General features: G+C 55.7%; 23 protein-coding genes and 1 pseudogene. 19 read left to right on the top strand and 5 right to left on the bottom strand.

What is annotated here, in order from left to right; translation table 11 throughout:
* Positions 1-37: 37 nt before the first annotated feature.
* Both queF and H8K03_07885 read right to left on the bottom strand, forming a co-directional pair.
* Positions 38-439, bottom strand: a complete 402-nt coding sequence (queF, locus tag H8K03_07890) for an NADPH-dependent 7-cyano-7-deazaguanine reductase QueF (GenBank protein UVT21805.1) — start codon at positions 437-439, stop codon at positions 38-40.
* 25 nt (positions 440-464) lie between these two features.
* Entirely contained in the window at positions 465-713 is a 249-nt protein-coding gene (locus H8K03_07885; protein UVT21804.1) for a methylenetetrahydrofolate reductase C-terminal domain-containing protein, read from the bottom strand.
* A 436-nt stretch (positions 714-1,149) separates the two neighbouring features.
* On the opposite strand from H8K03_07885, the gene H8K03_07880 reads away from it, so the two are divergent.
* The 5 genes and pseudogenes from H8K03_07880 (at position 1,150) to H8K03_07860 (ending at position 5,299) form a co-directional block, all read left to right on the top strand.
* A complete protein-coding gene (locus H8K03_07880; protein UVT21803.1) occupies positions 1,150-2,052 on the top strand; it encodes a ferredoxin oxidoreductase in 903 nt (300 codons plus the stop codon).
* Between the two features lie 24 nt (positions 2,053-2,076).
* The gene (locus tag H8K03_07875) at positions 2,077-2,793 is read left to right on the top strand and encodes a 2-oxoacid:acceptor oxidoreductase family protein (GenBank protein UVT21802.1); all 717 of its coding nucleotides are present in this window, start codon (positions 2,077-2,079) and stop codon (positions 2,791-2,793) included.
* 21 nt (positions 2,794-2,814) lie between these two features.
* Positions 2,815-3,045 (top strand): annotated as a pseudogene (locus H8K03_07870) (hypothetical protein).
* A 114-nt stretch (positions 3,046-3,159) separates the two neighbouring features.
* Positions 3,160-3,924: a 2-oxoglutarate:ferredoxin oxidoreductase gene (locus tag H8K03_07865; protein ID UVT21801.1), complete on the top strand. Its 765-nt coding sequence runs from the start codon at positions 3,160-3,162 to the stop codon at positions 3,922-3,924.
* 40 nt (positions 3,925-3,964) lie between these two features.
* Complete coding sequence (locus tag H8K03_07860) at positions 3,965-5,299, top strand: ferredoxin oxidoreductase (GenBank protein UVT21800.1); 1,335 nt, start codon at positions 3,965-3,967, stop codon at positions 5,297-5,299.
* A gap of 151 nt (positions 5,300-5,450) precedes the next feature.
* Here H8K03_07860 and H8K03_07855 read toward each other — a convergent pair whose 3' ends face one another.
* Positions 5,451-5,699 (bottom strand): hypothetical protein, encoded by a 249-nt coding sequence (locus tag H8K03_07855; protein UVT21799.1) that lies wholly within the window; start codon positions 5,697-5,699, stop codon positions 5,451-5,453.
* Positions 5,700-5,737: 38 nt separating this feature from the next.
* On the opposite strand from H8K03_07855, the gene H8K03_07850 reads away from it, so the two are divergent.
* Positions 5,738-6,931: a methyltransferase domain-containing protein gene (locus H8K03_07850; GenBank protein UVT21798.1), complete on the top strand. Its 1,194-nt coding sequence runs from the start codon at positions 5,738-5,740 to the stop codon at positions 6,929-6,931.
* Between the two features lie 139 nt (positions 6,932-7,070).
* On the opposite strand, the gene H8K03_07845 is transcribed toward H8K03_07850, so the two are convergent.
* Together H8K03_07845 and H8K03_07840 are read right to left on the bottom strand one after the other, a co-directional pair.
* The gene (locus tag H8K03_07845; protein UVT21797.1) at positions 7,071-7,253 is read right to left on the bottom strand and encodes a hypothetical protein; all 183 of its coding nucleotides are present in this window, start codon (positions 7,251-7,253) and stop codon (positions 7,071-7,073) included.
* 143 nt (positions 7,254-7,396) lie between these two features.
* Positions 7,397-7,660: a hypothetical protein gene (locus tag H8K03_07840; GenBank protein ID UVT22411.1), complete on the bottom strand. Its 264-nt coding sequence runs from the start codon at positions 7,658-7,660 to the stop codon at positions 7,397-7,399.
* A 195-nt stretch (positions 7,661-7,855) separates the two neighbouring features.
* On the opposite strand from H8K03_07840, the gene H8K03_07835 reads away from it, so the two are divergent.
* The 13 genes from H8K03_07835 (at position 7,856) to H8K03_07775 (ending at position 24,920) form a co-directional block, all read left to right on the top strand.
* Positions 7,856-8,287 carry a dual specificity protein phosphatase family protein gene (locus H8K03_07835; GenBank protein ID UVT21796.1) on the top strand — a complete coding sequence of 144 codons (432 nt, stop codon included), beginning with the start codon at positions 7,856-7,858 and terminating at the stop codon, positions 8,285-8,287.
* 89 nt (positions 8,288-8,376) lie between these two features.
* The gene (gene mutM / locus H8K03_07830; protein ID UVT21795.1) at positions 8,377-9,216 is read left to right on the top strand and encodes a bifunctional DNA-formamidopyrimidine glycosylase/DNA-(apurinic or apyrimidinic site) lyase; all 840 of its coding nucleotides are present in this window, start codon (positions 8,377-8,379) and stop codon (positions 9,214-9,216) included.
* A 182-nt stretch (positions 9,217-9,398) separates the two neighbouring features.
* Positions 9,399-10,595: an ATP citrate lyase gene (locus tag H8K03_07825; protein ID UVT21794.1), complete on the top strand. Its 1,197-nt coding sequence runs from the start codon at positions 9,399-9,401 to the stop codon at positions 10,593-10,595.
* A 93-nt stretch (positions 10,596-10,688) separates the two neighbouring features.
* Positions 10,689-12,509, top strand: a complete 1,821-nt coding sequence (locus H8K03_07820; protein ID UVT21793.1) for an ATP citrate lyase — start codon at positions 10,689-10,691, stop codon at positions 12,507-12,509.
* A 165-nt stretch (positions 12,510-12,674) separates the two neighbouring features.
* Complete coding sequence (locus tag H8K03_07815; GenBank protein ID UVT21792.1) at positions 12,675-14,918, top strand: aconitate hydratase; 2,244 nt, start codon at positions 12,675-12,677, stop codon at positions 14,916-14,918.
* Between the two features lie 24 nt (positions 14,919-14,942).
* Positions 14,943-17,171 carry an NADP-dependent isocitrate dehydrogenase gene (locus tag H8K03_07810; protein ID UVT21791.1) on the top strand — a complete coding sequence of 743 codons (2,229 nt, stop codon included), beginning with the start codon at positions 14,943-14,945 and terminating at the stop codon, positions 17,169-17,171.
* 73 nt (positions 17,172-17,244) lie between these two features.
* Positions 17,245-17,955 carry a (2Fe-2S)-binding protein gene (locus H8K03_07805; GenBank protein UVT21790.1) on the top strand — a complete coding sequence of 237 codons (711 nt, stop codon included), beginning with the start codon at positions 17,245-17,247 and terminating at the stop codon, positions 17,953-17,955.
* A 76-nt stretch (positions 17,956-18,031) separates the two neighbouring features.
* Complete coding sequence (locus H8K03_07800; protein ID UVT21789.1) at positions 18,032-19,615, top strand: FAD-binding protein; 1,584 nt, start codon at positions 18,032-18,034, stop codon at positions 19,613-19,615.
* 176 nt (positions 19,616-19,791) lie between these two features.
* Positions 19,792-20,970: an ADP-forming succinate--CoA ligase subunit beta gene (sucC, locus tag H8K03_07795; GenBank protein ID UVT21788.1), complete on the top strand. Its 1,179-nt coding sequence runs from the start codon at positions 19,792-19,794 to the stop codon at positions 20,968-20,970.
* Between the two features lie 112 nt (positions 20,971-21,082).
* A complete protein-coding gene (sucD, locus tag H8K03_07790) occupies positions 21,083-21,955 on the top strand; it encodes a succinate--CoA ligase subunit alpha (protein UVT21787.1) in 873 nt (290 codons plus the stop codon).
* A 176-nt stretch (positions 21,956-22,131) separates the two neighbouring features.
* Positions 22,132-22,491: a hypothetical protein gene (locus H8K03_07785; GenBank protein UVT21786.1), complete on the top strand. Its 360-nt coding sequence runs from the start codon at positions 22,132-22,134 to the stop codon at positions 22,489-22,491.
* Positions 22,488-23,354: a hypothetical protein gene (locus H8K03_07780; GenBank protein UVT21785.1), complete on the top strand. Its 867-nt coding sequence runs from the start codon at positions 22,488-22,490 to the stop codon at positions 23,352-23,354. Before H8K03_07785 ends, H8K03_07780 begins: the two co-directional genes overlap by 4 nt.
* A 678-nt stretch (positions 23,355-24,032) precedes the next feature.
* Positions 24,033-24,920: a hypothetical protein gene (locus H8K03_07775; protein UVT21784.1), complete on the top strand. Its 888-nt coding sequence runs from the start codon at positions 24,033-24,035 to the stop codon at positions 24,918-24,920.
* The last annotated feature ends 34 nt before the right edge of the window (positions 24,921-24,954 follow it).

Raw genomic sequence — 24,954 nt, 5'->3', positions numbered from 1 at the left:
CATCTCACCGGCAGATTCAGTCCATTCGAGTTTTCAGTTATGGAAACTTGGCTTCTATTTTGCTCGACAGTCCGCCTCGTGCGGTGAAAGTACCGGTCACTTTTGCCCAAACGGGTCGGCTGGACGTGACGACATCGTGGAGGATTCGGTTGACGGCATTTTCATAGAAGATGCCGAGATTGCGATAGGCATGGATGTATGTCTTGAGGGATTTTAGTTCGAGACATTTTTTATCAGGCATGTAGTGCAGCGTGATGGTCCCGAAGTCCGGCAGATTAGTCTTGGGACAGATCGCAGTGTACTCGGGAATCTCAATCGTTATTTCATACCCCTTATACTGATTTGGGAAAGTTTCGAGTTGAGGCAGAGGAGAGTCGATACCGCTTCTCGCGTGCCGCTCATTGTAGCCCAATTTCGTGGTCTTCTGCTTACCCCTCATGGTCTCCTCTACTCCGCCCGTCTCTTCACACTTGCTTCATCCATTCGGTCTGACCGATTTTTTCCAATTCAATATAGAGCGTGACCCATGGACATTTCATTTCGGGATAGACTTCGCACAGTCCACCCCGACGGACACCTCCGCAAGGGCCGTGTGCCATGAACTTCGGGCATTCAGCCTTGATCGAATCGTCCGGAATCGGCGGGCGTTTATGGACCCCACCAACGTGGATGCCCGCATCATCTTCGCCCGGGATGAGGACCCGTAGTAGCATAAAAGTCAGTGTAAACGGAACGCGGCGAATCGGCAATCTCTAAACATGAATTGTTGAAAGATTTGGAGACCTTCATGCGTACTGGTCGATCGTTTGAGATATTTGGGGCGAATGGCCTATCCAGCCAGTGGGATCTAGGCCTTCTTTCGGATGCCCTGGGCCCACTTAGAAGTTGCTTTGATTTCCGTGGCGTTATAATCTTTACAGGTGTGTAGACGATCGGGTTACGTGTAGTAGAGCAACCATGGGGGCGAGAAAAGGCTGGAGCAAGATTGACAGTCTTTTTTCGGCTTTGCTAGGATGGCCGGGATTTAGTGGTCGAGAGTGTTGGTTCGATTGTCCAGATCCTCAAGTCCCCAAGTTTTTTCGTTGCATGCGATAGTGTGCGGAATATAAGCAGCGGTCTGCCGTTGCTCACGATATAGGGAGGTGCCTGATGAGTCTTGATTATGTCAAATTTTCGAATGGGTTCGAAAAGTTTATGCCAAAAGAATACCGGGATATGGTGGAGCATGGACCTTTTGGGAAAAAGGTCACGGTCTCACAGATGGGAAGTTTCAAGGAAGTGTTGGAGGAGCATCCCATGTGTGCCGGTTGCGCGATGACGCTCTTCATTCGGCTTGCCATGATCGCGTTTCCCAATCCCGAAGATACCATTACTGTCGGAACAGCCGGATGCGGTCGTCTTGCCATCTCTCAGGCGGCGATTCCTTTCGTCTACGGCAACTACGGCGACCAAAACGGCGTGGCGAGCGGCCTGTCCCGTGGCCTCCGTCTTCGCTTCGGCGATAAGCCGAAGGATGTGGTCGTGATGGCTGGCGATGGTGGAACGGCGGATATCGGATTCCAACAGGTTCTCCATTCGTGGTTCCGCAAGGAGCGATTTACGACCATCATGTTGGACAACGAAGTGTATGGGAATACCGGTGGTCAGGAAAGCGGCATGACCAATCGGGGCGCCGTGCTGAAGATGGCCCCTCTCGGCAAGAAGTTCGAGAAGATGGATATGTTACAGATGGCGAAGGTTGCGGGTTGCGCCTATGTGGCGACGGTGGTGCCGAATAATCCACGCCGTGTAGAAAGCGTCATTAAGAAGGCCGTCTTGATCGCTCGCGAAGTCGGCTCGAGCTACATTCAGGCGTATACTTCCTGCAATATCGAGTACGCGATTCCTACCGACAAAGTCATGGAAGATGCGAAGACGGTCGAGAACGATCGGTATCAGTTCACGGAATACGTCAGCGACGAGGCAAAACAGTATCTAGCCGATCGGTATGGCTACAAGGAATATCTCCCGAAGCCGACCGCTCCCGCCGGTGCCATTCCAGGTAAGGCCTAAGGACGACGAAAAGGAGTCTGAACTATGGCGAAGCGATTCAACATTCGAATGGCAGGTGTCGGTGGACAGGGTGTTGTGACCGGCTCGCATATTCTGAGCACAGCCGTCATCAACGCCGGTGGTGAAAGCACCATCGTGCCGTTTTACGGATCGGAAAAGCGAATGGCGCCGGTCGAAAGCTACGTCCGTGTTTCGGATGAGCCTATCTATGAAATCGGTGAAATCACATTTCCGCACATCATCATCATCTTTCATCCACAGGTCATTACGCACGGAAAATCCTATACGATGCCGTTCTACTTTGGTCTGAAAGAGGACGGGATTGCGCTGATCAATAATGATGGCCCGATGAATTTACACAGGGATCAGGCGCGTGAGCTACAGGAGCGTCGCGCGAAGCTCTATTATTTCCCGGCGACGAAGATCTCATTGGAGGTCGCAGGCATGGACCTCGCCACCAACATGGCTCTGATGGGCTGTATCGGTGCGATTACAGGCCTGACGAGCATGGCTGGATTGGATCAGGCGGTGAAGGATCGGTTCCTCGGAAAAGGCTTCGTGGTATCCGGCGGTACAGCCGCACTCGATAGCGTTGTTGAGCGAAAGTTCAAAAAGAAGCAGGAACTGATCGAAAAGAACGTCGCGGTCATGCGCGCGGGATGGAACTACGCCGTCGACCATGGTTGGGCTGCGGCCGACGTCAAACGTGCTGAAGAACCAGTGGCAGCGGCTACCGCATAGCCGAGCCATAAAGGAGTTTTCATGTACCTCGTAGCTGATATCAGTATTGAAATCTGTGCCGCAAAGAGTTGCAAGCTCTGCACGCAATACTGCCCGGAAGCCAACACGATCAATTACAGTGATGAGATGGGGAAAGATCGCGGGTTCAAATACGGTTCCGCCTATGTGGCCGTAGACCGCTGCAAGGGGTGCGCGCAGTGCGTATGGGTCTGTGACAACATGGCGAAGAACAATGCCATCAAGATGATCATGATCGATCAATTGCCCAAAGCGGCATTGACTGACAACATTACTTATGGTGAGAAGAGCACCACGGCGGTTCTAGCAAGTCCTGTCGTCGGGTAAGTTAAGGAAGGGGAGTCAGGCGTGGCAACTACACAAGATACGAGAGAGCGGATCATCGTACCGGGTCCAGCTGGATTTCATCCGCCGTCCGCAGCGCAGTTAGGTGTAGCCCTTCCGGATCCCGGGCAGGCATTGTACTATGGCCTCCTCGAGCCGAATGAAGAGGTCGTCATTGAAGAGATGGCTCGGAAGATGCTCACGAGCCCAAATGCTACTATTTTCCCAGGTCCTCTCCTCCTGTGGGCTTGGAACGATCACGCAGTAGAAAAAGCGAAGGCGACGCTCGAAATCGCGGCGCAGATTCCTGAAGTCATGATCATTCCGATGCCGGATTATCGGCCGAAATACCCGAAGATCGATCCCGAAGAAGTGATCAATCCCAATCATCCGAATCTGACGATCTGGGGCAATAAGATCGAAGCATGCATCTTTATCGGTGTGCATTGCCATTATGCGAATCTCACCCTCAAAATGATCAGGGCCGGAACCAATTGCTGCACGATGGCGGTTTGTGCAGAGCAAGGCCATGAAGATGCGATGCTGACGATCCGAGACTCCGATACGCTGAAGATCAAGCGTGTGGCTCAGATTTTCAAGCGTATCCGTGAGGAGATGGGAATCAAGTTGCCGGAGAACGGTGAAAATGTCCGGTTTACCGGCACGCAGTCCAAAGTGCATGGCGGGAAGACCCACACTAACCCCATGGCGTTCGCTCCGACTCCAGGCGGGACGGGTAGTGCGGCAATGTTTGGTCATTCTGCCGAGCACATGAAGCGGGAAGGATAAGGTCGAGCGGCAACGCTTGAACTAGCCAAGAGGTGTAACTATGAGCGAGACCGAAGTCAAAACGAATCCACAGGGCGATCCGATTACCAGCGTGGCCGTGCCTAAGTCGGATGGGAAGAAAGATCCCCATGGCGAGGCCAAAAGGCAGCGGGTCGTGACGCCGGAATATATGTTTCACGAGGCGCCTCGGACAAAAGAGTTCATTACCGGTAGTGAAGCGGCGAAGGAGGCGATCCGACGCTCAAACGTGGATTTGGCCATTGCCTATCCCATCACGCCGCAGAGCGAAACAATGCAGCTCGTCGGCGTACTCTACGGGGAAGGCTATGTGAAAGAGTATTATCGTGGAGAGGAAGAAGTTGGCGTCATGGCCGCTATCGCCGGTGGTTCTCGTGCAGGGGTCCGTTGCTACACTGCCACTGCCGGCCCCGGTACGTTGCGCGGCCTTGAAGGTATCGCTTCCTGGCCAGGCCACCGTCTTCCGGTCGTCGCCATGTTTACCTGCCGAGTTGTCAACGCTCCACTCGCAATTCAGCCGGATAACATCGAAGTGTCCTATTTGCTCAACTGCGGTATGATTGTGTTCCACGCTGAGAATCAGCAGGACATGTTCGATTTTACGATGGCGGGCTTCACGATCAGCGAAAAGAATGACGTGACGTTGCCCGTCGGTGTCTGCTGCGATGGCTTCTTCGTTACCCATGCCCGTGGCTACGTTCGCATGCAGGATCGAGGAATCAAACTGCCTGGTCGAGAAGCATGGCGCGGGGCGGTTCCAGTCTTGGATGCAGAAAATCCTCCAGCCCGGTTATCGCGCGATGCCCCGGTTCAGAAGTCCAATTTCATGGCGTATAATATTCACGCGGTCTGGCAGCAAGAAGTCTGGGCAGCGGTCGAACGGTCGAGAAAATATATCGATCGGTACATGGGCGGATTGCTGACGGCGGAAAACGTGGATGATGCAGAAGTGATCATCATTGCGTCCGGCAGCGCGGCCGCGCAATCGCGCGAAGCGGTTCGTCTTTGCAAGGAAAAGGGTATGAAGGTCGGGCTGATCAAGGTCCGCTCCCTCCGTCCGTTTCCGACGAAAGAGCTCCGCCAATTGTGCGTGAAGGCCAAGCTCATCGTGGTCCCAGAGTTCAACTACGTCGGTTGGCTGGCGAAGGAAGTGGCGACCGCTATATATGGCTTCTCCAACGCAAAAATCATCGGCGGGCCGCGTGTATACGGTGGTCAGTCCATGCCGGTAGAGTTGATCGTGGACGAAGTTGAATCCGGTGTGAGCGGTAAGAAGTCCACCAACGTCGCGATGTCGCAGATAATGGGCGGGGTGGTCAATCCTGACGAGGTCGCTCACTTTATGCGCAGCATCTGAGGCGAAGCTTCAGAGAAACAAAGGCCCGATCTTCCATAGGATCGGGCCTTTTTGTTTCCAGCGAACGCGTGGTCTTCCTCACTCGAAACTCATACTGAAAATCTATCTTGGTCTTGACGAGATGACGTGTGACGAATGCCGAGGTACGCGCTTAGCCCTGAATTTCGTCTTCAACCATCTCTTCACTGGCCGGCATCCCATAGGCGACGTATTTCGCATATGAGAGGTAGATTGACGCGCTATCCGTCATGGCCTTCGAGCCTGCAGTCATTCGTACGACCTTGTCCGACCCAGGTGGCTCCACGTTCTGCAACATCGTGACGTGGTCGTGCAGCAAACTGATATAGCGCTCCACGGCCGCTTCGACCTCTTTATAGGCTTTCAGAATTTCGTCTGTCATAGTTGTCCTCCGTAATACGCTGAGCATACACTAGGTTCATGCAAGGCCTCAACGCCACGGTCTCTCCAATTGTGCTCCAGATCATCGAAGAGGTCGCGACGCAGAGAGGTGTCTCCCGTAAGGGTCTCGCGCATGAGGTCGCTCAACTCTCAAGTCTCTTCACGAAGAAGCGACCCACATTAGGTTTCTCGTACCTTGACGTTCCCTCCTTTGCCTCCGCATATCTCAATTATTTTCTGCCGGTGAACCTTGCCAAGATCCAAGTGCTTCTCGATGAAATGCCGGTCGAGAAGGAACATGAACCATTCTCAGTGCTCGATTTAGGATCAGGGCCGGGAACCGGGAGCCTCGCGGTCCTCGACTGGTGGCATGGGCGCCGGGATGCTTCGACCTTGTCTGTCGTGAGCGTAGACCGCTCATCGTCGGCACTGCATGAGGCTGCACGATTGTGGGATCGATATAGCCAAACCGCAGGGGTGAGGGGAGCGAATCTTCAAACCTACGAAGGAGATTTGGAACGAAGCGTATGGTTGAACGCAGTAGTACCAAGAGGGCCTTTCGATCTCATCATCCTGGCGAACTGTTTGAACGAGATGTATGCAGATGCGACAGATCCGGTCGAAACGCGAACTCGCTTCGTGACACAAGCCTTATCGCTCCTTAAACCCTCCGGCACCATGATGATTATGGAGCCGGCATTACGAGAGACCTCACGAGCACTGCATCGGGTGCGCGACCGATTACTCGATGACAACCGCTGCACCATCTATAGCCCCTGTCTCCATGAACGGAATTGCCCGGCCCTCGTGAAGCCTGACGATTGGTGCCATGAAGAGCGGATGTGGGAGCCGCCTATGATGATTCAGCAAATCGACGAACACGTAGGCTTCATCAAAGACGCACTGAAGTTTTCGTATGTGTTGCTGCGTAAAGACGGCAAGACAATCGTCGAACGGCGACCGGAGGTCTTTCGGATCGTGAGTGAACTCCGTCAACTCAAGGGTGAAAAGCGGGCGTGGCTGTGCAATGAGCGAGGTCGACAGGAAGTTGGGCGGCAGGATCGTCTCGCCTCTCCTCAAAACCAAGCGCTTGATCAGTGGCATCGCGGCGCCATCGTGCAGATCGAAAAGATTGTTCACAAAGAACGAAAGGGGAGGGTGTCGTCGCTGGGACGGATCGAACAGGATGCGGCTGTACAGATCGTGAGGCCGGTCGGAATCAAGTCCGAATGACCACGTGACAGACGAATACGCGCATTCGTCTGCGTCATCATGAATTGTTCAGAGATGAGAATTGAATGATCCCCACCGTCGGATGCATGGAGTCAGGACGAACGGGGTAACCGATGACAGGCTCGCGGTCCTTGGATGGCTAGTCCGCTTCCGGCTCTGAACTGCCGTGTTGGTGGGACACCTTATCTTCTTCGAACAGGTCGGCCATTTCTTCAGCCATTACCGCATCATCATCCTGAATGGCGAACACAGGAATTTCTTTTCTCGTCTTGGGCTTCTCTTCCGGCGGGGAGGGCTCAGGCTGTTTTGGATGGTCAGTCATAAGATTTAGTATACACCCAGGATGGTCAAAAAGTCCTCCAGCTTCACTCTCGCATCGCTCGGAAGCTCACCGTACCGAAGCGTACGCCTCGCGTCTTTGCTCGCTGCAGCCTTGCTGGGCGGCCATTTTGAACATCCTGATGCTTATTCAAATGCCTCCAGTGACGATTTCTCCGGGAATTGCTGCTTGCAGTTCCGGCATGTGACGAAATAGTACGCTTCTCGTACGGATACCGTCGCTCGGAAATCGAGACTCACTCCCTTCTGACTGCAGGCTCTGCAGGAGATCTCCTTTAGCCACAGAGGCACATCGGGTTGCGTTCGCAGGTAGAATTCCATGTCTGTATAGACCGGAAACGTGTAGTAACACTTCTTGCAGATGGCACGCCAGTCACCGTCCGGTCCCATGAATCGTTCGTCGATGGCAAAGCTGGACTGTTTGCAGATGGCACAGGAGACCGTGTTCAGGCGCCGTTCCACTTCCTCTTGAGTCAGGGTGACCATGCTGCGAGTATAACGGGCGAAGAAATGAAATCGCAACCGCTACGCAGAGGCGGCGAGAAGACTTGACGCGCACCATAGTCGAGCTATACTGACATCGCCATGCATGTGATTACGGACAATCTGTTGGTGGGGAGCGTCGATGATGCGCAGGAGCCTCCTGCCACGGTGAGCACGCTCTTGCTCGTGGCCGAAGAGTTTTCGATCACGCCGGCTCCTTGGGTGGACTATCGACGGATTCCCCTTCGGGAGTTTGCGAAAGCCGATCCCGCCAAGCTGATGGAAGCCGTCCAATGGCTTGAATTACGCGCACCAACTAGCCGAACGCTGGTCTGTTGTCGGGCTGGAATGGGGCGCTCGGTTTCTGTGGTCATGGCATACCTGTGTTGTGTGGAAGGCCGGACCTACGATGAGACGTTGAAGTTGGTCATGGCTCGGCGACCCGGCGCCATGCCGTTGCCGAATCTTCAAGTGGCGATCGAACGGGTTCGCCAACTCCGACGTGCCGGTAATCCTCCCGTCCCTCAGTCGTGAGCCTCTTCCCAATCTCACACTATCGTCTTGCCTTTCCGTAATCCGCGTGGCGTAATAGGTTTCTCTCCACTCTACCGACTGGTCAAGTTATGCCGGAGCTGCCAGAAGCAGAAGTCGTTGCCCGACAGATTCGTTCTTGCCTTCTTGGTGCACAACTGCACGATGTGTGGGTCGGACGGGCCGATATTGTACGGTCGGGACTCACGACCTTGTCTCTGTATCGCGGTGCCATCTTGCAGTCTGTCGATCGATACGGAAAGAGTGTTGTCTTGGGTTTTGTGAATGAACGAGCCTGGCGCTATGTGGTGGCCGAGCTTGGGATGACCGGACTGCTCCTGTTCCGGTCGGTGCCCACCAAATATCCACAGCATATACATGTCAGACTATTGTTCGAAGGTGCGAGTGAACCGGAACTGCGATACTGGAACCCTCGTCGATTCGGCCGGCTCTCACTGCTGGATAAGACAGGGCTTGAGCACTATCTTGCCCGCCGATTCGGGGTGGATCCGCTCTCTGTCTCGCAACAGGACTTCGTGAGAGTCTCGCGAGAACGTCGTGGCCGGCTGAAGCCGCTTTTGATGCATCAGCAGGTCATTGCCGGCATCGGAAACATCTATGCGAATGAGATTCTCTTTAGAGCCGGCTTACACCCTAATATCCAGGTCAACCGGCTTTCCGTGGGTAAAGTTGAACGGCTCTACAGGATTATGCGGGAGGTCCTTGAAGAGGCGATCGCCTGCGGAGGGTCCAGCATCCGAGATTTTTTTGCCCCTGACGGAACAGAAGGGCAATACAAACGGCATCATTTGGTCTATGGAAAGGAAGGACACGCTTGTCCAAATCAATGTGGCAGAGTGATTCGGCGCCTTCAAAGTGAACGAAGTTCCTATTGGTGTCCTCGATGCCAATCATTAGGATTCCCACGGTAAAGCACTGCGCAGAAGAACATTTTGTTTTTTAAGCGCTTAGGTCTCCAGGCAACTTGGTAAACCCGCGCTAGGCCTTTTGATCCTCTCCACTTTAGTCCCTCTGGTGTCTTGAGACATCCTGTTGATTTCCGCTACAATCCGGCTCCCCTTATCGGCTACGTTCACGACGAAGGAGAATTCGTATGGCTAAGGTGTTGGAAGGCCCCGGGATGGGGCTGATGAAGAAGTGGGGCATTCATGTTCCGAATTATGTCGTCGTCACTTCCGCAGACGAACTTGCCAAGCTCGGGCAAGCCAATGATTGGATGAAAAACTCCAAGCTGGTAGCGAAGGCGCATGAGGCCCTTGGGTCTCGCTTCAAACTCGGTCTGGTGAAAGTCGGGCTTGATCTCGCCGGTGCGGTGGCTGCGACCAAGGAAATGATTGGTCGCCAGGTCGGCAGCATTACAGTCACCCAGGTCATCGTCTCCGAAATGATCCCCCACAAGGAAGAATACTATTGCGCGGTAAAGTCCACACGTGAAGGCAGCGAGATCCTCGTCGCGAACTGCGGTGGAATCGAAGTCGAATCGAACTGGGATCGTGTGAAGCGGTTGTGCCTCGAAGTCGGGCAGGCTCCAACCCACGAAGCGCTGGAAAAGCTTTCAAAAGACGCAGGTTTTACCGGTGCACTGACCAAGAAAATGGCCGATTTTTCCGGGAAGATGTTCACCTGCTTCGATACGGAAGATGCGCAGTATCTCGAAGTAAATCCGGTCGTGATCCGGGAGAGCAACGGCGAATTAGTGGCGCTTGACGCGGTCACCCTCCTTGACGGTGACGCCAAATTCCGCCATCCGGATTGGAACTTCCAGTTTGCCGCTGAGTTCGGCCGTGCCTACTCCAAAGATGAAATGGAGGTTATGGCGGTCGATTCGAAAATCAAAGGGTCGGTCAAGTTCATCGAAATTCCGGGCGGCGATACGGCGATGCTCCCGGCCGGCGGCGGTGCAAGCGTGTACTACTCCGATGCCGTTGTGGCTCGTGGCGGGAAGCTGGCCAACTACGCCGAGTATTCCGGCGATCCTCCAGACTGGGCTGTCGAAGTCCTGACGGAGAAGGTCTGTTCCTTGCCCGGGATCAAGAACATTATTGTGGGCGGCGCGATTGCGAACTTCACTGATGTGAAAAAAACGTTTGGCGGCATCATCAACGGCTTCCGCAAGGCGAAGGGCGACGGCAAGATGAAAAACGTCAAGATTTGGGTCCGCCGTGGTGGGCCTCGTGAAAAAGAAGGTCTTGACGCGATGCGCGCGCTGAAGGACGAGGGCTTCGACATCCATGTCTTCGACCGCAACACCCCGCTGACGGATATTGTCGACAAAGCGTTGCAGAAGTAAAACGACAGTGCGCAGTTCTAAGGGGTGAGTAGCGGCAATTCTTCGCCTCAGGACATGGCACTGAGCACTCAGCACTGACAAGAGGAGATTCCGATGAGTATTCTAGCCAATAAAGACACCCGCGTGGTGATCCAGGGTGGCGCCGCGGGCGTCAATGCAGCCCGCCGTATGGCGGAGTTCTGCTATCTGATCAAGCGTCCGCTCAACGTCGAGGCGTTCGTCTATCCGCCGGACGCCGGCAAAACCAACGAAATTCCGTACGGCAGCGGCTTGATGGCTATCCCGATCTACAAGACCATTGCTGAAGCGACCAAGAGCCATTCGACGATCAACACCAGCCTGGTCTATATCGGCGCGGATCGCGCGATGAAGGGCGCGATGGAAGCACTGGATGACTCCCACATTAAGGTGGTCTCAATGATCACAGAGGGAGTGCCGGAAAAAGACGCGAAGCTGCTCGGCGCTCATGCCCGCAAGCTCGGCAAGGTGTTCAATGGTCCCTCCTCGATCGGAATCATCTCCGCCGGTGCGTGCCGGTTGGGAGTGATCGGCGGAGCGTTCGATAACCTGGTGCTCTCAAAGTTATATCGTGAGGGTTCCTTCGGCGTCATTACAAAGTCCGGCGGTTTGTCCAACGAGATCATCTGGATCTGCTCGCAGTTTGCGGACGGCATTACGACGGCTATCGGGATCGGCGGCGATGCATATCCCGGCACCGACTATGTGAGCTATCTCGAAATGTTTGAGAACGATCCGCAGACGAAAGCCGTGGTGATTGTCGGTGAAATGGGTGGGGACCTCGAAGAGCGGGCTGCCGAGTGGTATGGAGCCAAGAAGCGACGGGTCAAGCTGATCGGTGTCGTCTCCGGATTCTGTCAGGAGAGCTTACCGAAGGGGATGAAGTTCGGCCATGCCGGCGCCAAGGAAGGCATGAAGGGAGAAGGGTCGGCCAGGTCCAAGTCGGATGCGCTCAAGAAGGCCGGTGCCATCGTCCCTCCGACATTCGGCGCGCTTGGACCTGCCATCAAGGACGCGTATCAAGAACTCTTAAAGTCCGGTCAGATCAAAGAAGTCATCGAGCCTGTCAGTCTTCCCAAGCTCCCCAAAACCGTCGAAGAAGCCATCAAGGCGGACGAAGTCATGGTGGCGCCCCTCATCCGCACGACGATCAGCGACGATCGCGGTGACGAACCGTGCTATGACGGCTATCCAGCCTCCGAACTCATCAACAAGGGGTACGAAATCCCGCACGTCATCGGCTTACTATGGGACAAACGGCTGATCTCGAAGCAAGAGGCCGAAATCATCAAGCGAATTATGATGTTGTCGGCCGACCATGGCCCTTGTGTCAGCGGTGCCTATGCGACGATTCTGGCCGCCTGCGCCGGAATCGGTCTGTCGCAAGCCGTGGCTGCCGGATTGATTATGATTGGCCCTCGCTTTGGAGGCGCGGTCACGGACGCCGGCCGTTGGTTCAAATATGCGGTCGACAACAAGATGAACGTGGATGAGTTCCTGGCCTACATGAAGAAGAACGTCGGGCCTGTGCCTGGTATCGGCCACCGGGTGAAAAGCTTGCGCAATCCGGACAAGCGGGTGAAGGAGCTTGTCGGCTATGTGAAGAGTCTCCATATCAAGACGCCCTGTCTCGATTTCGCCTTGCAAGTTGAACAGGTGACGGCGGCCAAGAAAGACAACCTGATTCTGAACGTGGATGGGACGATGGCGGCTGTTCTAGTCGATCTCGGCTTTCCAGTCGACAGCTTGAACGGCTTCTTCATTCTATCGCGCACGATCGGATTGATCGGCCACTGGGTCGATCAGAAGCGCCAAGACAGCCGGTTGATTCGGCTATTCGATTACCTGGTGAACTACGCGGCGCCGAAGCGGCGGGAAGTTCCGCCGTTAAAATAGGGTCGCGAAGTGTCACTGCTGAAATAACTGCGGGAGCTCCTGCTGCTCAGAGAGTGGCGGGATGTGCCGCTCTAACAGAGGCTATCGGTGAAGGGTGCGCGGCAAGGGAGAGCAACTCCCTCGCTCCCGACATCATGTCCCTAGCCCGCTCGTAAGGAGAGAGCAATGTCACTCGAGCTCGCGAAAAAGCTCTACGCCAAGATGCCGGATCTTTGCGCAAAAGCAAAGGCGAAATTCGGCCGTCCCTTGACGTTGGCGGAGAAGATTCTCGTTTCGCATGCCGATAATTTCGAAACCCAACACTGGGAGCGTGGTAAAGCCATGCTGGCGCTGCGCCCCGATCGTGTGGCGATGCAGGATGCCACGGCGCAGATGGCGATGCTTCAATTTATGCAAGCCGGAAAAAATAAAGCGGCCGTGCCGAGCACGATCCATTGTGATCATTTGATTCGCGCCGAAATGGGGTCCGAAAAGGATCTGCTTCGCGCGGTGGATGAAAACAAGGAGGTCTATAACTTCCTGGCCTCAGCAGCCAAGAAATATGGGATCGGGTTCTGGAAGCCGGGCGCCGGGATCATTCACCAAGTCGTGCTCGAAAACTATGCATTCCCGGGCAGTTTGATCATCGGCACCGACTCCCACACGCCCAACGGCGGTGGGTTGGGCGGGTTGGCAATCGGCGTCGGCGGCGCTGACGCCGGTGAGGTTATGGCTGGTTTGCCGTGGGAGGTGCTCCATCCGAAACTCATCGGTGTCCGTCTGACCGGCAAATTGAACGGTTGGGCCTCGCCGAAGGACGTGATCCTCTATCTGTGCGGCCTGCTGACGGTCAAGGGCGGGACCAATAAGATTGTCGAATATTTTGGACCCGGCGCGGAGACGATCAGCGCGACAGGGAAGGGGACCATCTGCAACATGGGGGCCGAACTCGGGGCGACAACGTCCGTGTTCCCATTTGACCAAAAGATGGTTGCCTACATGAACATCACGGACCGGTCGGATCTGGCAAGTTTGGCTCAGGCCAACAAGGCTTTGCTCGTGGCCGATCCTGAAGTGTATCAGTCACCGGAGAAATACTACGATCAGATCGTCGAAGTCGATCTGTCGAAGCTGGAACCGCATGTCGTCGGTCCACACACCCCGGACCTCGCGCGGCCGATTTCGAAGCTGGCTGAAGAAGCGAAGGAAAAGGGGTATCCGGTTGAATTGAAGGCGGCCTTGATCGGGAGCTGTACCAATTCCTCCTATGAAGACATCAGCCGGTCGGCCCACATCGCCCAGCAGGGCCTCAAAGCAGGGTTGAAAGCGAAGACCTCGTTTCTCGTGTCGCCGGGATCCGAGCGCATTTATCACACGATGAAGCGCGATGGTTTTCTGGAGACGTTCGAGAACCTTGGCGGCACAGTGTTGTCGAATTCCTGCGGACCCTGCATCGGACAGTGGAAACGCGCCGACGGCGTGAAGGGGAAAGCGGATTCGATCGTCAGCTCCTTCAACCGGAATTTTCCGGGCCGCAACGACGGCATTAACGAGACATTGTCGTTCTTGGCCAGCCCGGAAGTCGTGACGGCTTATGCGCTGTCCGGCGATCTCCGGTTCGATCCGGTCAACCAGAAGCTGAAGGCTGCCGACGGGAAGGAATTCAAGCTCGAACCTCCCGTGGGAGAAGAGCTTCCGGCCAAAGGTTTCGCCAAGGGTGAAGAAGGGTACGTGGCGCCGGCTGATAACGGCGATGCCTTGACCGTCGACATTCCAGCGACCAGTGAACGGCTGCAATTGCTGCAACCGTTCCCGCGTTGGGATGGGAAAGACTTGGAGAAGTTGCCGTTATTGATCAAGACCAAAGGGAAGACCACGACCGATCATATCTCTCCTGCCGGTCCGTGGCTCAAGTTTCGCGGACATCTCGACAAGATCAGCGATAATATGTTCCTCGGCGCCAACAGCGCGTTCGCGTCCGAGCCGGGCAAGGGCACGAACGTATTGACCGGCGAATCCAACCTCACGATCGCGCAGATCGCCCGCGCCTACAAGGCAAAGGGCATCGGATCGATCGTCGTCGGCGACGAGAATTACGGCGAAGGCAGCAGCCGGGAGCATGCCGCCATGTCGCCGCGGTTTTTGAATGTGCGAGCGGTGATTACCAAGAGTTTCGCGCGCATCCACGAGACAAATCTCAAGAAGCAGGGCATCCTGCCGTTGACTTTCGCCGATCCCAAGGACTACGAGAAGATCGAGATGAACGATCGGCTCAGCGTTGTGGACTTGGCGAACCTGGCGCCTGGCAAACCGGTGACGGTGGTCATTCACAAGGCCGACGGCGATATAAAGATCCAAGCGAACCACAGCATGACAGCACAACAACTAACCTGGTTTAAGGCCGGTTCCGCGTTGAACGCGCTGAACTAAACAGATATTGAAGAGGGGAAAGCCATGGCACAAGCAGACAAGATTATTTATACAAAGACCGACGAAGCGCCGATGTTGGCAACCTATTCGTTCCTCCCAATCATCAACGCCTTCTCAAAGGCGGCAGGGGTGTCGGTGGAACTGCGTGACATTTCGCTCGCGGGCCGTGTGATCGCGGTGTTCCCGGAGTACTTGACTCCGGCGCAGAAGCAGCATGATGCTCTGGCCGAATTGGGCGAGATGGCCAAGACACCCGAAGCCAACATCATCAAATTGCCGAACATCAGCGCGTCGATTCCGCAGTTGGTGGCAACGATCAAGGAATTGCAGAGCCAGGGGTACAAACTGCCGGACTATCCGGAAGATCCGAAAGACGACAAGGAAAAAGACATCAAGGCCCGCTATGACAAGGTGAAGGGAAGCGCGGTCAACCCCGTATTGCGTGAGGGGAACTCGGACCGCCGCGCTCCGCTCTCTGTGAAGGCCTACGCACGGAAGCATCCCCACAAAATGGGCGCTTGGCCGTCGGATTCCAAGACCCACGTCTCTCATATGAAGGGTGGCGATTTCCGCTCGAACGAAAAATCACTCACGATCCCCGCTGCGACGACGGCGAAGATCGAGTTCGTCGGCGCGGACGGCAAGGTGACGGTACTGAAAGAGAAGATCGCCTTGCAGGCCGGTGAAGTGCTGGATGCGACCTACATGAGCGTGAAAGCCTTGCGGAAGTTCTTGGAAGAGCAGATCGAGGATGCCCAGAAGCAGGGGGTGCTTTTCTCGCTCCACATGAAGGCCACCATGATGAAGGTCTCGGACCCAAAGATCTTCGGCCATGCCGTGACGGTCTTCTACAAGGACGTCTTCGAGAAGCATGGAGAGACACTGAAGAAGCTGGGTGTCGATCCGGATAACGGCCTCGGTGACCTGTACGCCAAGATCAAGTCGCTGCCGGACGATCAGCGCAAGGCGATCGAAGCCGACATTCAAGCGGTTTACAAGAAGCGGCCTCCCATGGCGATGGTGAACAGTGACAAGGGCATTACCAATCTTCATGTGCCGAGCGACATCATCATTGATGCCTCCATGCCGCCGGTCATCCGCGATTCCGGTAAGATGTGGAATCCTGAGGGCAAGCTGCAGGATGTTAAGTGTGTGATTCCCGATTCGAGCTACGCGCCGGTGTATCACGAGGTCGTCGAGTTCTGTAAGAAGAATGGTGCCTTCGATCCCCGTACTATGGGAACGATTCCGAACGTCGGTCTGATGGCGCAGGCGGCCGAGGAATACGGTTCGCACGACAAAACCTTCAAGGCCCCCGGGAACGGCACGATCCGCATCGTCGACGCAGCCGGGACGACCCTGCATGAGCACAAGGTCGAGGAAGGCGACATTTGGCGCGCTTGCCAGGTGAAGGATGCGCCGATTCAGGATTGGGTCAAACTGGCGGTGAGCCGTGCAAGGGCGACTGGAGCTCCAGCTGTGTTCTGGTTGAACAAGGATCGCGCGCACGACGCTGAGCTGATCAAGAAGGTGAATGCCTACTTGCCGAAGCACGACACAACCGGTCTCGAGATCAAGATCATGTCACCGGCCGATGCCTGCCGCTACTCGATTGAACGGATGAAGGACGGCAAAGAAACCATTTCCTGCACGGGCAACGTGCTGCGGGACTATCTGACGGACCTCTTCCCGATTCTCGAGATCGGGACCAGCGCCAAGATGCTCTCGATCGTTCCGTTGTTGAACGGCGGCGGACTGTTCGAGACGGGCGCGGGTGGATCGGCGCCGAAGCATGTGCAGCAGTTCCAGGAAGAGGGCTATCTACGGTGGGACTCGCTCGGAGAGTTCCTTGCGCTGGCGGCCTCGTTGGAGCATCTCGCGAAGGTGGGAAACAATTCGGTGGCGAAAATCCTGGCGGATACACTGGATCAGGCTAATGCGCAGTTCCTGGAGAGCAACAAGTCTCCAGCCCGCAAGGTCGGTGAGATCGACAACCGCGGCAGCCACTTCTATCTCGCACTCTATTGGGCGCAGGCTCTTGCAGCGCAAACTGCGGACAAGAAGATTGCGGAAAGGTTCCAAAAGATCGCGAAGGATCTAAGTGACAACGAAAAGACGATCGATCAGGAATTGCTTGCGGCGCAGGGCAAGCCACAGGATATCGGTGGGTATTATCACCCGGACGATGCCAAGGCTTCCAAGGCGATGCGTCCGAGCGCAACCTTGAACAAGATCATCGACGCGATTGCCTAGAGACTAAATCAGCTAAACAGCGTCAGGCGTAGGAGGCATTTGCCTCTTACGCCTCACGGGTTACGAGAGAACGATGGCTCACGAAGACACCAATGTAATCGATCAACCTGAGGTGATGAAGCCTCGGATGGTGACGATCGAAATTGCCGGCAAGAAGGCGGAAGTGCCGGAAGGGATCACCGTCATCAAGGCGATGTGGTATGCCGGCCAAGATGTTATCCGCGGTGTCGGGTGCCTTGGTGGATTCTGCGGCGCGTGCGCGACCTACTATCGGACGAAGGACGATCCGAAAGTCAGGACCTGCCTGGCCTGCCAGACGGCGGTGCAAGATGGAATGTGCTTCACGATGATGCCGCCGTTCCCGGCGCGCAAGGCCACGTACGATATCCAGAAGCTCCAAGATCCGAAGCAAGACTTGTTCAATTTCTACCCGGAAGCGCCGCTTTGCCGGAATTGCAATGCCTGTACGGAAGCCTGTCCGCAGCAAATCGATGTGCGCGAAGGGGTGTGGAAAGCCGTCTTCGGTGACTTCAAGAGTGTCTCCGAGATGTTCATGGACTGCGTCATGTGCGGCATGTGCACGCCGGTCTGTATCGCAGACATCGCGCCGAATCTTGTGGCGCTGTACGTGAGCCGGGCGCAGGGAGCGCATTTCACCGAGAAGCCGGTGGGACTCGATACCCGTATCAAGGAAATTCAGGATGGCCGCTTCAGCGACGAGTGGAACAGGATTCTCAAGATGAGTGAGAAGGAACTAGCCGATCATTGTGCGACGGTGAAATAGCATAAGCAGCAGTCAGCCGTCGGCTTTCAGGCTCCGATGGACGCGGTGGCTGAAGGCTGATACCTCAAAGCCGGACATGGACATTCACGCACTCCAACAGATCGTGCACAAGACGCGGGATGCCCGCCGTCAACAGACCATCCCGAAGTTTTCTTCCGAAGACCGCGACCAGCTGATCCATAAATATCATCCGGATTACCGCGCAAGCGCCTATCGGCCGATTCGCTTCGGTCCCAACGAAGGGGACAAGACCGTCGTTGAGCTGGCAACATTGCTCGAGGGCGACAGTCCGATCCAGAACAATGCCGATCTCACGCCGCACTATACGACCGATGTGCTTGTGATCGGGGGCGGTGGAGCCGGCTGTGCTGCGGCCTTGCACGCGCATGGGGCCGGATCCAAAACAATCCTGGCCACGAAATTGCGGCTTGGCGATTCCAATAGCGTGATGGCGCAGGGCGGTATGCAGATTTCTGTGGCGCCGGAAGATTCCCCCGTTACCCATTTTCTCGATACGCTGAAGGGCGGGCACATGCAGAATGACCATGCCCTGCTCAAGGTCATGGTGGAAGACGGACCGGCGATCGCCAAATGGCTGCTCGAATTAGGGGTCCTATTTGATCGGCAAGCCGACGGCAACCTACATGTGAAGAAGGGTGGCGGTAGCTCCAAGCCTCGCCTCCTGACCTGCTCCGACTACACCGGCCTCGAAATCATGCGGGTCCTCAAGGACGAGGTCATCAATCAAAAAATTCAGCTGCTCGAGTTTGCAGCGGCTATCGAATTACTCAGTGATGACAGCGGGGCTTGCAGTGGCGCCATCTTCAAAGACCTCGACAATCAGCGACATGTCGTCGTTGCCGCGAAGTCCGTCATTCTCGCGACGGGTGGGATTGGCCGGCTGCATATTCAGGGGTTCCCGACGAGCAACCACTATGGCGCGACCGGCGACGGTCTCTGCCTGTCTTACCGCATGGGCGCCAAGCTGGCGCATGTCGATACGTTCCAATACCACCCATCAGGCGCTGTGTATCCGGAACAGCTGATCGGGGCCTTGGTCACAGAAGGCATCCGTTCGGAGGGCGGTCAGCTCGTGAATGCGAAGGGCGAGCGCTTCGTCAATGAGCTCGATACTCGTGACGTCGTGTCTTCGTCGATTATCCGCGAGTGTGAAGAAGGACGTGGTATCCGAACCATGTCCGGCCGTGTGGGTGTCTGGCTGGATACCCCCCTTCTGGATGCGGAGCATGGACCGGGAACGGTCGAAAAACATTTTCCGGCCATGATGCTGCAATTCGAGCGTTTCGGCATCGATATCAGCAAGGATCCGGTGCTGATTTACCCGACGCTGCATTATCAAAACGGCGGCGTCAAGATCGATACGAATTCGGAAACGAACGTGAAGAACCTATTCGTGGCCGGCGAGGCGTCGGGCGGGTTACACGGCCGCAATCGTCTGATGGGCAATTCACTGCTTGACTTGATGGTATTCGGAAAGCGTTCTGGACTGACCGCCGCCTCACGTGCCGGATCGATCAAACAGGGAAGGCTCACATTGAACCATCTCCAGCGGTTCCGCGAAGATGCCACAAAACATGGGAATGTGAGCGGGGTCGTCTCACCGATGATCCTGCCGGCCTATACTCGAAAGGTAGGATAAGAGGACCGCGACGCGGATATGTCGTGTGCTTGCCCACCGCGCACGCAACGCTCAATCAGATTCTAAGATTTCGGTCGGTGCGCGCAAGGAAGAAGAGCGCGCTCAGGGGAGGCGGGTGAAGATAGCCCGCGTCATGAGACCTATCCCCGTCACCGTCCTGAGAGGGAGAGAACAGAATGAACGTGCATGAGTTCCAAGCGAAGTCATTGTTCGGGCAATTCGGAGTGCCTGTGCCGCGTGGAAAAGAGATTACCTCTGCCGACGCCGCGACGGCTTGGGCCGACGAGCTGAACACACCGGTGTTCGTCGTGAAGGCGCAAATCCATGCCGGTGGCCGCGGCAAGGCCGGTGGGGTGAAGATTACGAAGGACAAGGGCGCAGTGGCTGGTTTCGCCAAGGAGTTACTCGGCAAGACTCTGGTGACTCATCAGACCGGCCCGAAGGGGCGCCAGGTCCATCGCCTTTTGATGGAAGAAGGCGCCAATATTGCCAAAGAACTCTATCTGTCGATCCTCGTTGACCGCGACACCGGGTGGCCCACCTTCATCGCCAGTACAGAAGGCGGGATGGAGATCGAAGAGGTTGCCGCGAAAACACCGGAAAAGATCATCAAGGAAGCGATCGACCCGGCGGTCGGTTTTCAAGGGTACAACGGCCGCAATGTGGCCTTTGCACTCGGCTTGCAGAATATCGAGCCGGCGGTGATCAATCCTTTCGTCAAGATGCTCGGAAATCTCTATCGCCTGTTCATGGAAAAGAACGCGGCGTTGGTCGAGATCAATCCGCTCATCGTCACGAAGGAAAAGACATTGGTGGCCTTGGATGGCAAGGTCTCGTTCGACGACAACGGCCTCTTCAAGCACGAGGATGTGCAGAAGATGCGGGATCTCAACGAAGAGGAGCCGCTGGAGATCGAAGCGACAGCCAACAACTTGAATTATGTAAAGCTGGACGGAAATATCGGCTGCATGGTCAACGGCGCAGGCCTCGCCATGGCGACGATGGACGTGATCAAGTTGGCCGGCAGTGAGCCGGCGAACTTTCTGGATGTTGGTGGCGGGGCAACGAAGGAGACTGTAGCAGCCGGGTTCCGCATTCTTTTGAAAGACCCCAACGTCAAAGGCATCTTCATCAACATCTTCGGCGGAATCGTCCGCTGCGAACGCATTGCGCATGGCGTGATCGAAGCGGCCAAGGAAGTGAAGATTACGGTGCCGCTGGTTGTTCGTCTGCAGGGGACCAATGCGGAAGAAGGTCGAAAACTGTTGTCTGAATCTGGCCTCAAGCTCGATGTGGCCGATGATCTGTGGGAAGCGGCGCAGAAGATTGTGAAGCTGACGGGCAAGGCGGCGTAAGAGAAGTGCGCGCTTTGGCGCGACTGGGGTGGGCGGGTGAGATTGATGCGCACAGTCTGAGCCCCGACCCGGCACACCTTCTTGAAAAGGAAGAACAGGAAAAGAGGGAATCGTGAGCATATTGGTAAACAAGAATACGCGGGTGGTGGTGCAGGGGATTACGGGTAAAGAAGGCTCGTTCCATGCGACTCAGTGTAAGGCCTACGGAACCAAAGTCGTCGCCGGTGTCACACCGGGGAAGGCAGGGCAAGAGGTAGAAGGCATTCCCGTGTTCAACACGGTGGCTGATGCGGTCAAGAAGACTGAGGCCGATACCTCGCTGATTTTTGTGCCGCCGCCGTTCTGCGCCGATGCAATCTTGGAAGCGGCTGATGCCGGCATCAAACTCGTGATCTGCATCACGGAGGGTATTCCCGTCAACGATATGGTGAAAGTGAAGCGGGCTCTCCGAGGCCGAGAGGTGCGCTTGGTCGGACCGAATTGCCCCGGCGTCATCACGGTCGATGAAGCGAAGATCGGCATCATGCCGGGCTTCATTCACAAGAAAGGCGTCGTGGGGGTGGTCTCCCGTAGTGGCACCTTGACGTATGAAGCCGTGCATCAATTGTCGACCTTGGGATTAGGAGAAACGACTTGTGTCGGTATCGGCGGCGATCCGGTCAATGGGACGGGATTTGTGGACGTCTTACCGCTATTTGAAAAAGATCCTGAGACGCAGGCGATCGTCATGATCGGAGAGATCGGCGGCGATGCCGAGGAGAAAGCCGCCGAGTTTATCAAGAAAAACGTCAAGAAGCCGGTGGTCAGCTTCATTGCCGGTATCACGGCGCCTCCTGGACGTCGCATGGGCCACGCCGGTGCCATTATCTCCGGCGGCAAGGGGACCGCAGCTGAAAAGATGAAAACCCTGGAAGCGGCTGGGGTTAAAGTCGTCAAGAACCCAGCTGAGATCGGTGCAGCGGTCAAACAAGCATTGGGACGGTAGTTTTCCAGGTACATTCTTCCGTTGGCATCCTCCTCTGTCACAACGTCGTCGATGTCATCTCGATGGGGTGTCCAGCGCCTCTGCGCAGTGAAGCGCGTGTGACGACGGTCATGTCTTCCAATGGGTTGTGTGCTGGTGTACGGCAGTGCCATAGATAGACGCGACGTGTGATGAGGGTGAGTACAGACTTTAGACAGAGTCGATTCCTCCAGCACCATATCCCTGTCCGATGGGATATTGGATTTACCGATAGCTCCAATCCGTTTTATCTATTTTCAAAACTGAACGCGGGGTTGCTACTGTGGGCGCCGTTCGCCTCTACGATGCGAGAAGAGTATCCTCTCCTGATCGCTCTGGGAGGCGGATCGATGGAGGTTCATGCCAAGCACCGCAACCGCCGAAGCGGGAGTCGAGTCGTACGCAGACGCACTCGTCTTGCCGCACTGACCAACGACGATCGGCTGATGGATCTCAGATTGCGCGACCCAAATTCGTCGAAGAACATGGTTGCATTACCGTGGGAGGACGCTGAATGAAAGCGAGAATTTCGGCGATGATGTGTCTCCTCTGTGTCTTCGGCTCTGCGGATCTCACCCGGGCGGAAGATCCGTACAGCCAACGGGTCGCCGACCCCTATGCCCTCTCGCCTGATCCCCCCACCATGTCCTCCGGGACGCCCGAGTTCTATATTTCCTTTCTGACGGGCTATGCGCATACTTCTAGTGCGGACGCCACGTTTACGGACGGGACCCAGCCCACGGTGGTTAAGGATGTCGACTATAGACAGAATTTCTCGGTCGGAGGCAACCTGGGGGTCTGGTTTCCAACCAGAAACAAGTTGGCGGGATTCGATCTCGGCATGGAACTCGCCGGCTTTCTTTGGCAAGCGGACGCGGGCTGCTGTCAGGAAAATTTTAATGGGAAAACTGATTCAGGCGGACAATTTCAAGGCACCACCACTGAGGTCCAAGGTCTCTACATCGGCCCCAATTTCTTAGTTCGCTACCCCCTGGCGATTTCCGAGGCCTATCCCAACGGGCGGTGGTTTCCGTACGTCGGGATCGGCGTGGGCATGCATCAGATGGCGATGAGGCCAGGTGGATCCAGGGGAGCGAATTCTGATATTTTTGGAAATGGAAATGTCATCTCCGACCAACGAGATACGACCGTCGGCTTTTTGGGAGTGGGAGGAGTCAAGGCCCATCTCTTCAAGTACGTGGCGGCGTTTGCGGAAGCGAAGTATATCCATGCCCATCACGACGGGTTGACGTCGGATCGGTTCGGGAATTCCGCAATCATTGCAGCGGGAGCTCCTCTAGTTGTGAATCAATATTCATCCTCGATCAATACGATCGTGGTGCATGTGGGCTTGTCGATTCACTTTGACGTCAAACCGTAGGCTTGTAGCGGATCTCCGGCGGCAAGGGTTACCGCAGCCGAAAAGATGAATGCCCTGGAAGCGGCTGGGGCAAAATCATTAAGAATCTAGCTGAGATCGGCGCGGCGGTCAAACAGGCGCTGGGACGGTAGTTCCTCAGGTCCATTCTTCCGTTGGCATCCTCCTCCGTCATGACGTCGTCGATGTCATCTCGATGGAATGTCCATTGCCTCCACTCCGTGACGTCGGTATGACGATGGTCAGATCCTTCGAAGATGTGTTTGCTGGCGTGTGGCAGTGCCATAGATAAAGCGCGACGTGTGATGACGGTGCGTGACGGCAGGAGACAGAGTCAATTCAGCCAGCGCCACAGCCCTGTCCGCACGTCCGATGGGCTATTGGATTTACCGATAGCTTCAATCCGTTTTATCTATTTTCAAAACTGAACGCGGGGTTGCTACTGTGGGCGCCGTTCGCCCCTACGATGCGAGAAGAGCATTCCCCTCCTGATCGCTCTGAGAGGCGGAGAGATGGACGTTCATGCCAAGCACCGCAACCGCCGAAGCGGGGGTCGAGTCGAGTCGCATGCAGACGCACTCGTCTCGCCACACTGACCAACGACGATCGATTGACGGATCTCAGATTGCGCGACCCACATTCGTCGAAGAACATGGTTGCTTTATCTTTGGAGGACGATGAATGAAAACGAGAATTTCGGCGATCGTTTGCCTTCTCTGTGTCCTCGGCTCTGCGGATCTCACCCGGGCGGAAGATCCGTACAGCCAACGGGTCGCCGATCCCTATGCGATCTCGCCTGATCCCCCAGCCATGTCCTCCGGGACGCCAGAGCTCTATTTTTCCATGATGGCGGGCGTGGCACTTCCATTCAGTCAGGATGCCACGTTTCAGGATGGGACTCAGCCGACGGTAATCCCGAATGTCGACTATGGGATGTCACACTCATGGGGGGGCAGCGCGGGGATCTGGTTTCCCACCAGAAACAAGTTGGCAGGATTCGATCTCGGCTTCGAAATCACCGGCTATGTGTGGTATCCGGACGTGCGCTGCTGTCGGGACTTTTTTAACAATGACCCCACGGGGAGTCAGAATAGTCAAGGGCTCGCCAATCAAGGCACCACGACTGAAGGCAATGGCGTCTATGTTGGCCCCAATTTCCTGATTCGCTACCCCATGGCGATTTCCGAAGCTTATCCCAACGGGCGGTGGCATCCGTACGTCGGGGTCGGCGTGGGCGCGCATCAGATGGGGATGAGGAATGGTGGATTCCGGGGGGGGTCCCTTTTCGGCTTCGACATTACCCAACGGGATACGACGATCGGGTTTCAGGGCTTGGGCGGCATCAAAGTGCATCTCTTCAAGTACGTGGCGGCGTTTGCGGAAGCGAAGTATCTCTATGCCCATCACAACGGGCTGTCGTCGGATCGGTTCGGGAATTCGGGCTCTGGCAGTCTATGTTTTGGTACCGGGTCAGATTGCCCTGGTCCAATTGTGAATCCCTATTCATCCACGATCCAAACGGTCCTGGTGCATGCGGGCTTGTCGATTCACTTTGACGTCAAGCCGTAGGGTCGGGGGGTCGAGTCGAGTCGCATGAAGACAC

It is taken from the genome of Nitrospira sp. (assembly GCA_024760545.1).
GTDB lineage: Bacteria > Nitrospirota > Nitrospiria > Nitrospirales > Nitrospiraceae > Nitrospira_D.
This window is presented reverse-complemented; position numbering and strand designations above follow the sequence as displayed.

Coding starts and splice junctions, on each gene's coding strand:
- queF (UVT21805.1), bottom strand. CDS start 439: ATGAGGGGTAAGCAGAAGACCACGAAATTGGGCTACAATGAGCGGCAC.
- H8K03_07885 (UVT21804.1), bottom strand. CDS start 713: ATGCTACTACGGGTCCTCATCCCGGGCGAAGATGATGCGGGCATCCAC.
- H8K03_07880 (UVT21803.1), top strand. CDS start 1,150: ATGAGTCTTGATTATGTCAAATTTTCGAATGGGTTCGAAAAGTTTATG.
- H8K03_07875 (UVT21802.1), top strand. CDS start 2,077: ATGGCGAAGCGATTCAACATTCGAATGGCAGGTGTCGGTGGACAGGGT.
- H8K03_07860 (UVT21800.1), top strand. CDS start 3,965: ATGAGCGAGACCGAAGTCAAAACGAATCCACAGGGCGATCCGATTACC.
- H8K03_07855 (UVT21799.1), bottom strand. CDS start 5,699: ATGACAGACGAAATTCTGAAAGCCTATAAAGAGGTCGAAGCGGCCGTG.
- H8K03_07850 (UVT21798.1), top strand. CDS start 5,738: ATGCAAGGCCTCAACGCCACGGTCTCTCCAATTGTGCTCCAGATCATC.
- H8K03_07845 (UVT21797.1), bottom strand. CDS start 7,253: ATGACTGACCATCCAAAACAGCCTGAGCCCTCCCCGCCGGAAGAGAAG.
- H8K03_07840 (UVT22411.1), bottom strand. CDS start 7,660: ATGGGACCGGACGGTGACTGGCGTGCCATCTGCAAGAAGTGTTACTAC.
- H8K03_07835 (UVT21796.1), top strand. CDS start 7,856: ATGCATGTGATTACGGACAATCTGTTGGTGGGGAGCGTCGATGATGCG.
- mutM (UVT21795.1), top strand. CDS start 8,377: ATGCCGGAGCTGCCAGAAGCAGAAGTCGTTGCCCGACAGATTCGTTCT.
- H8K03_07825 (UVT21794.1), top strand. CDS start 9,399: ATGGCTAAGGTGTTGGAAGGCCCCGGGATGGGGCTGATGAAGAAGTGG.
- H8K03_07820 (UVT21793.1), top strand. CDS start 10,689: ATGAGTATTCTAGCCAATAAAGACACCCGCGTGGTGATCCAGGGTGGC.
- H8K03_07815 (UVT21792.1), top strand. CDS start 12,675: ATGTCACTCGAGCTCGCGAAAAAGCTCTACGCCAAGATGCCGGATCTT.
- H8K03_07810 (UVT21791.1), top strand. CDS start 14,943: ATGGCACAAGCAGACAAGATTATTTATACAAAGACCGACGAAGCGCCG.
- H8K03_07805 (UVT21790.1), top strand. CDS start 17,245: ATGGCTCACGAAGACACCAATGTAATCGATCAACCTGAGGTGATGAAG.
- H8K03_07800 (UVT21789.1), top strand. CDS start 18,032: ATGGACATTCACGCACTCCAACAGATCGTGCACAAGACGCGGGATGCC.
- sucC (UVT21788.1), top strand. CDS start 19,792: ATGAACGTGCATGAGTTCCAAGCGAAGTCATTGTTCGGGCAATTCGGA.
- H8K03_07780 (UVT21785.1), top strand. CDS start 22,488: ATGAAAGCGAGAATTTCGGCGATGATGTGTCTCCTCTGTGTCTTCGGC.
- H8K03_07775 (UVT21784.1), top strand. CDS start 24,033: ATGAAAACGAGAATTTCGGCGATCGTTTGCCTTCTCTGTGTCCTCGGC.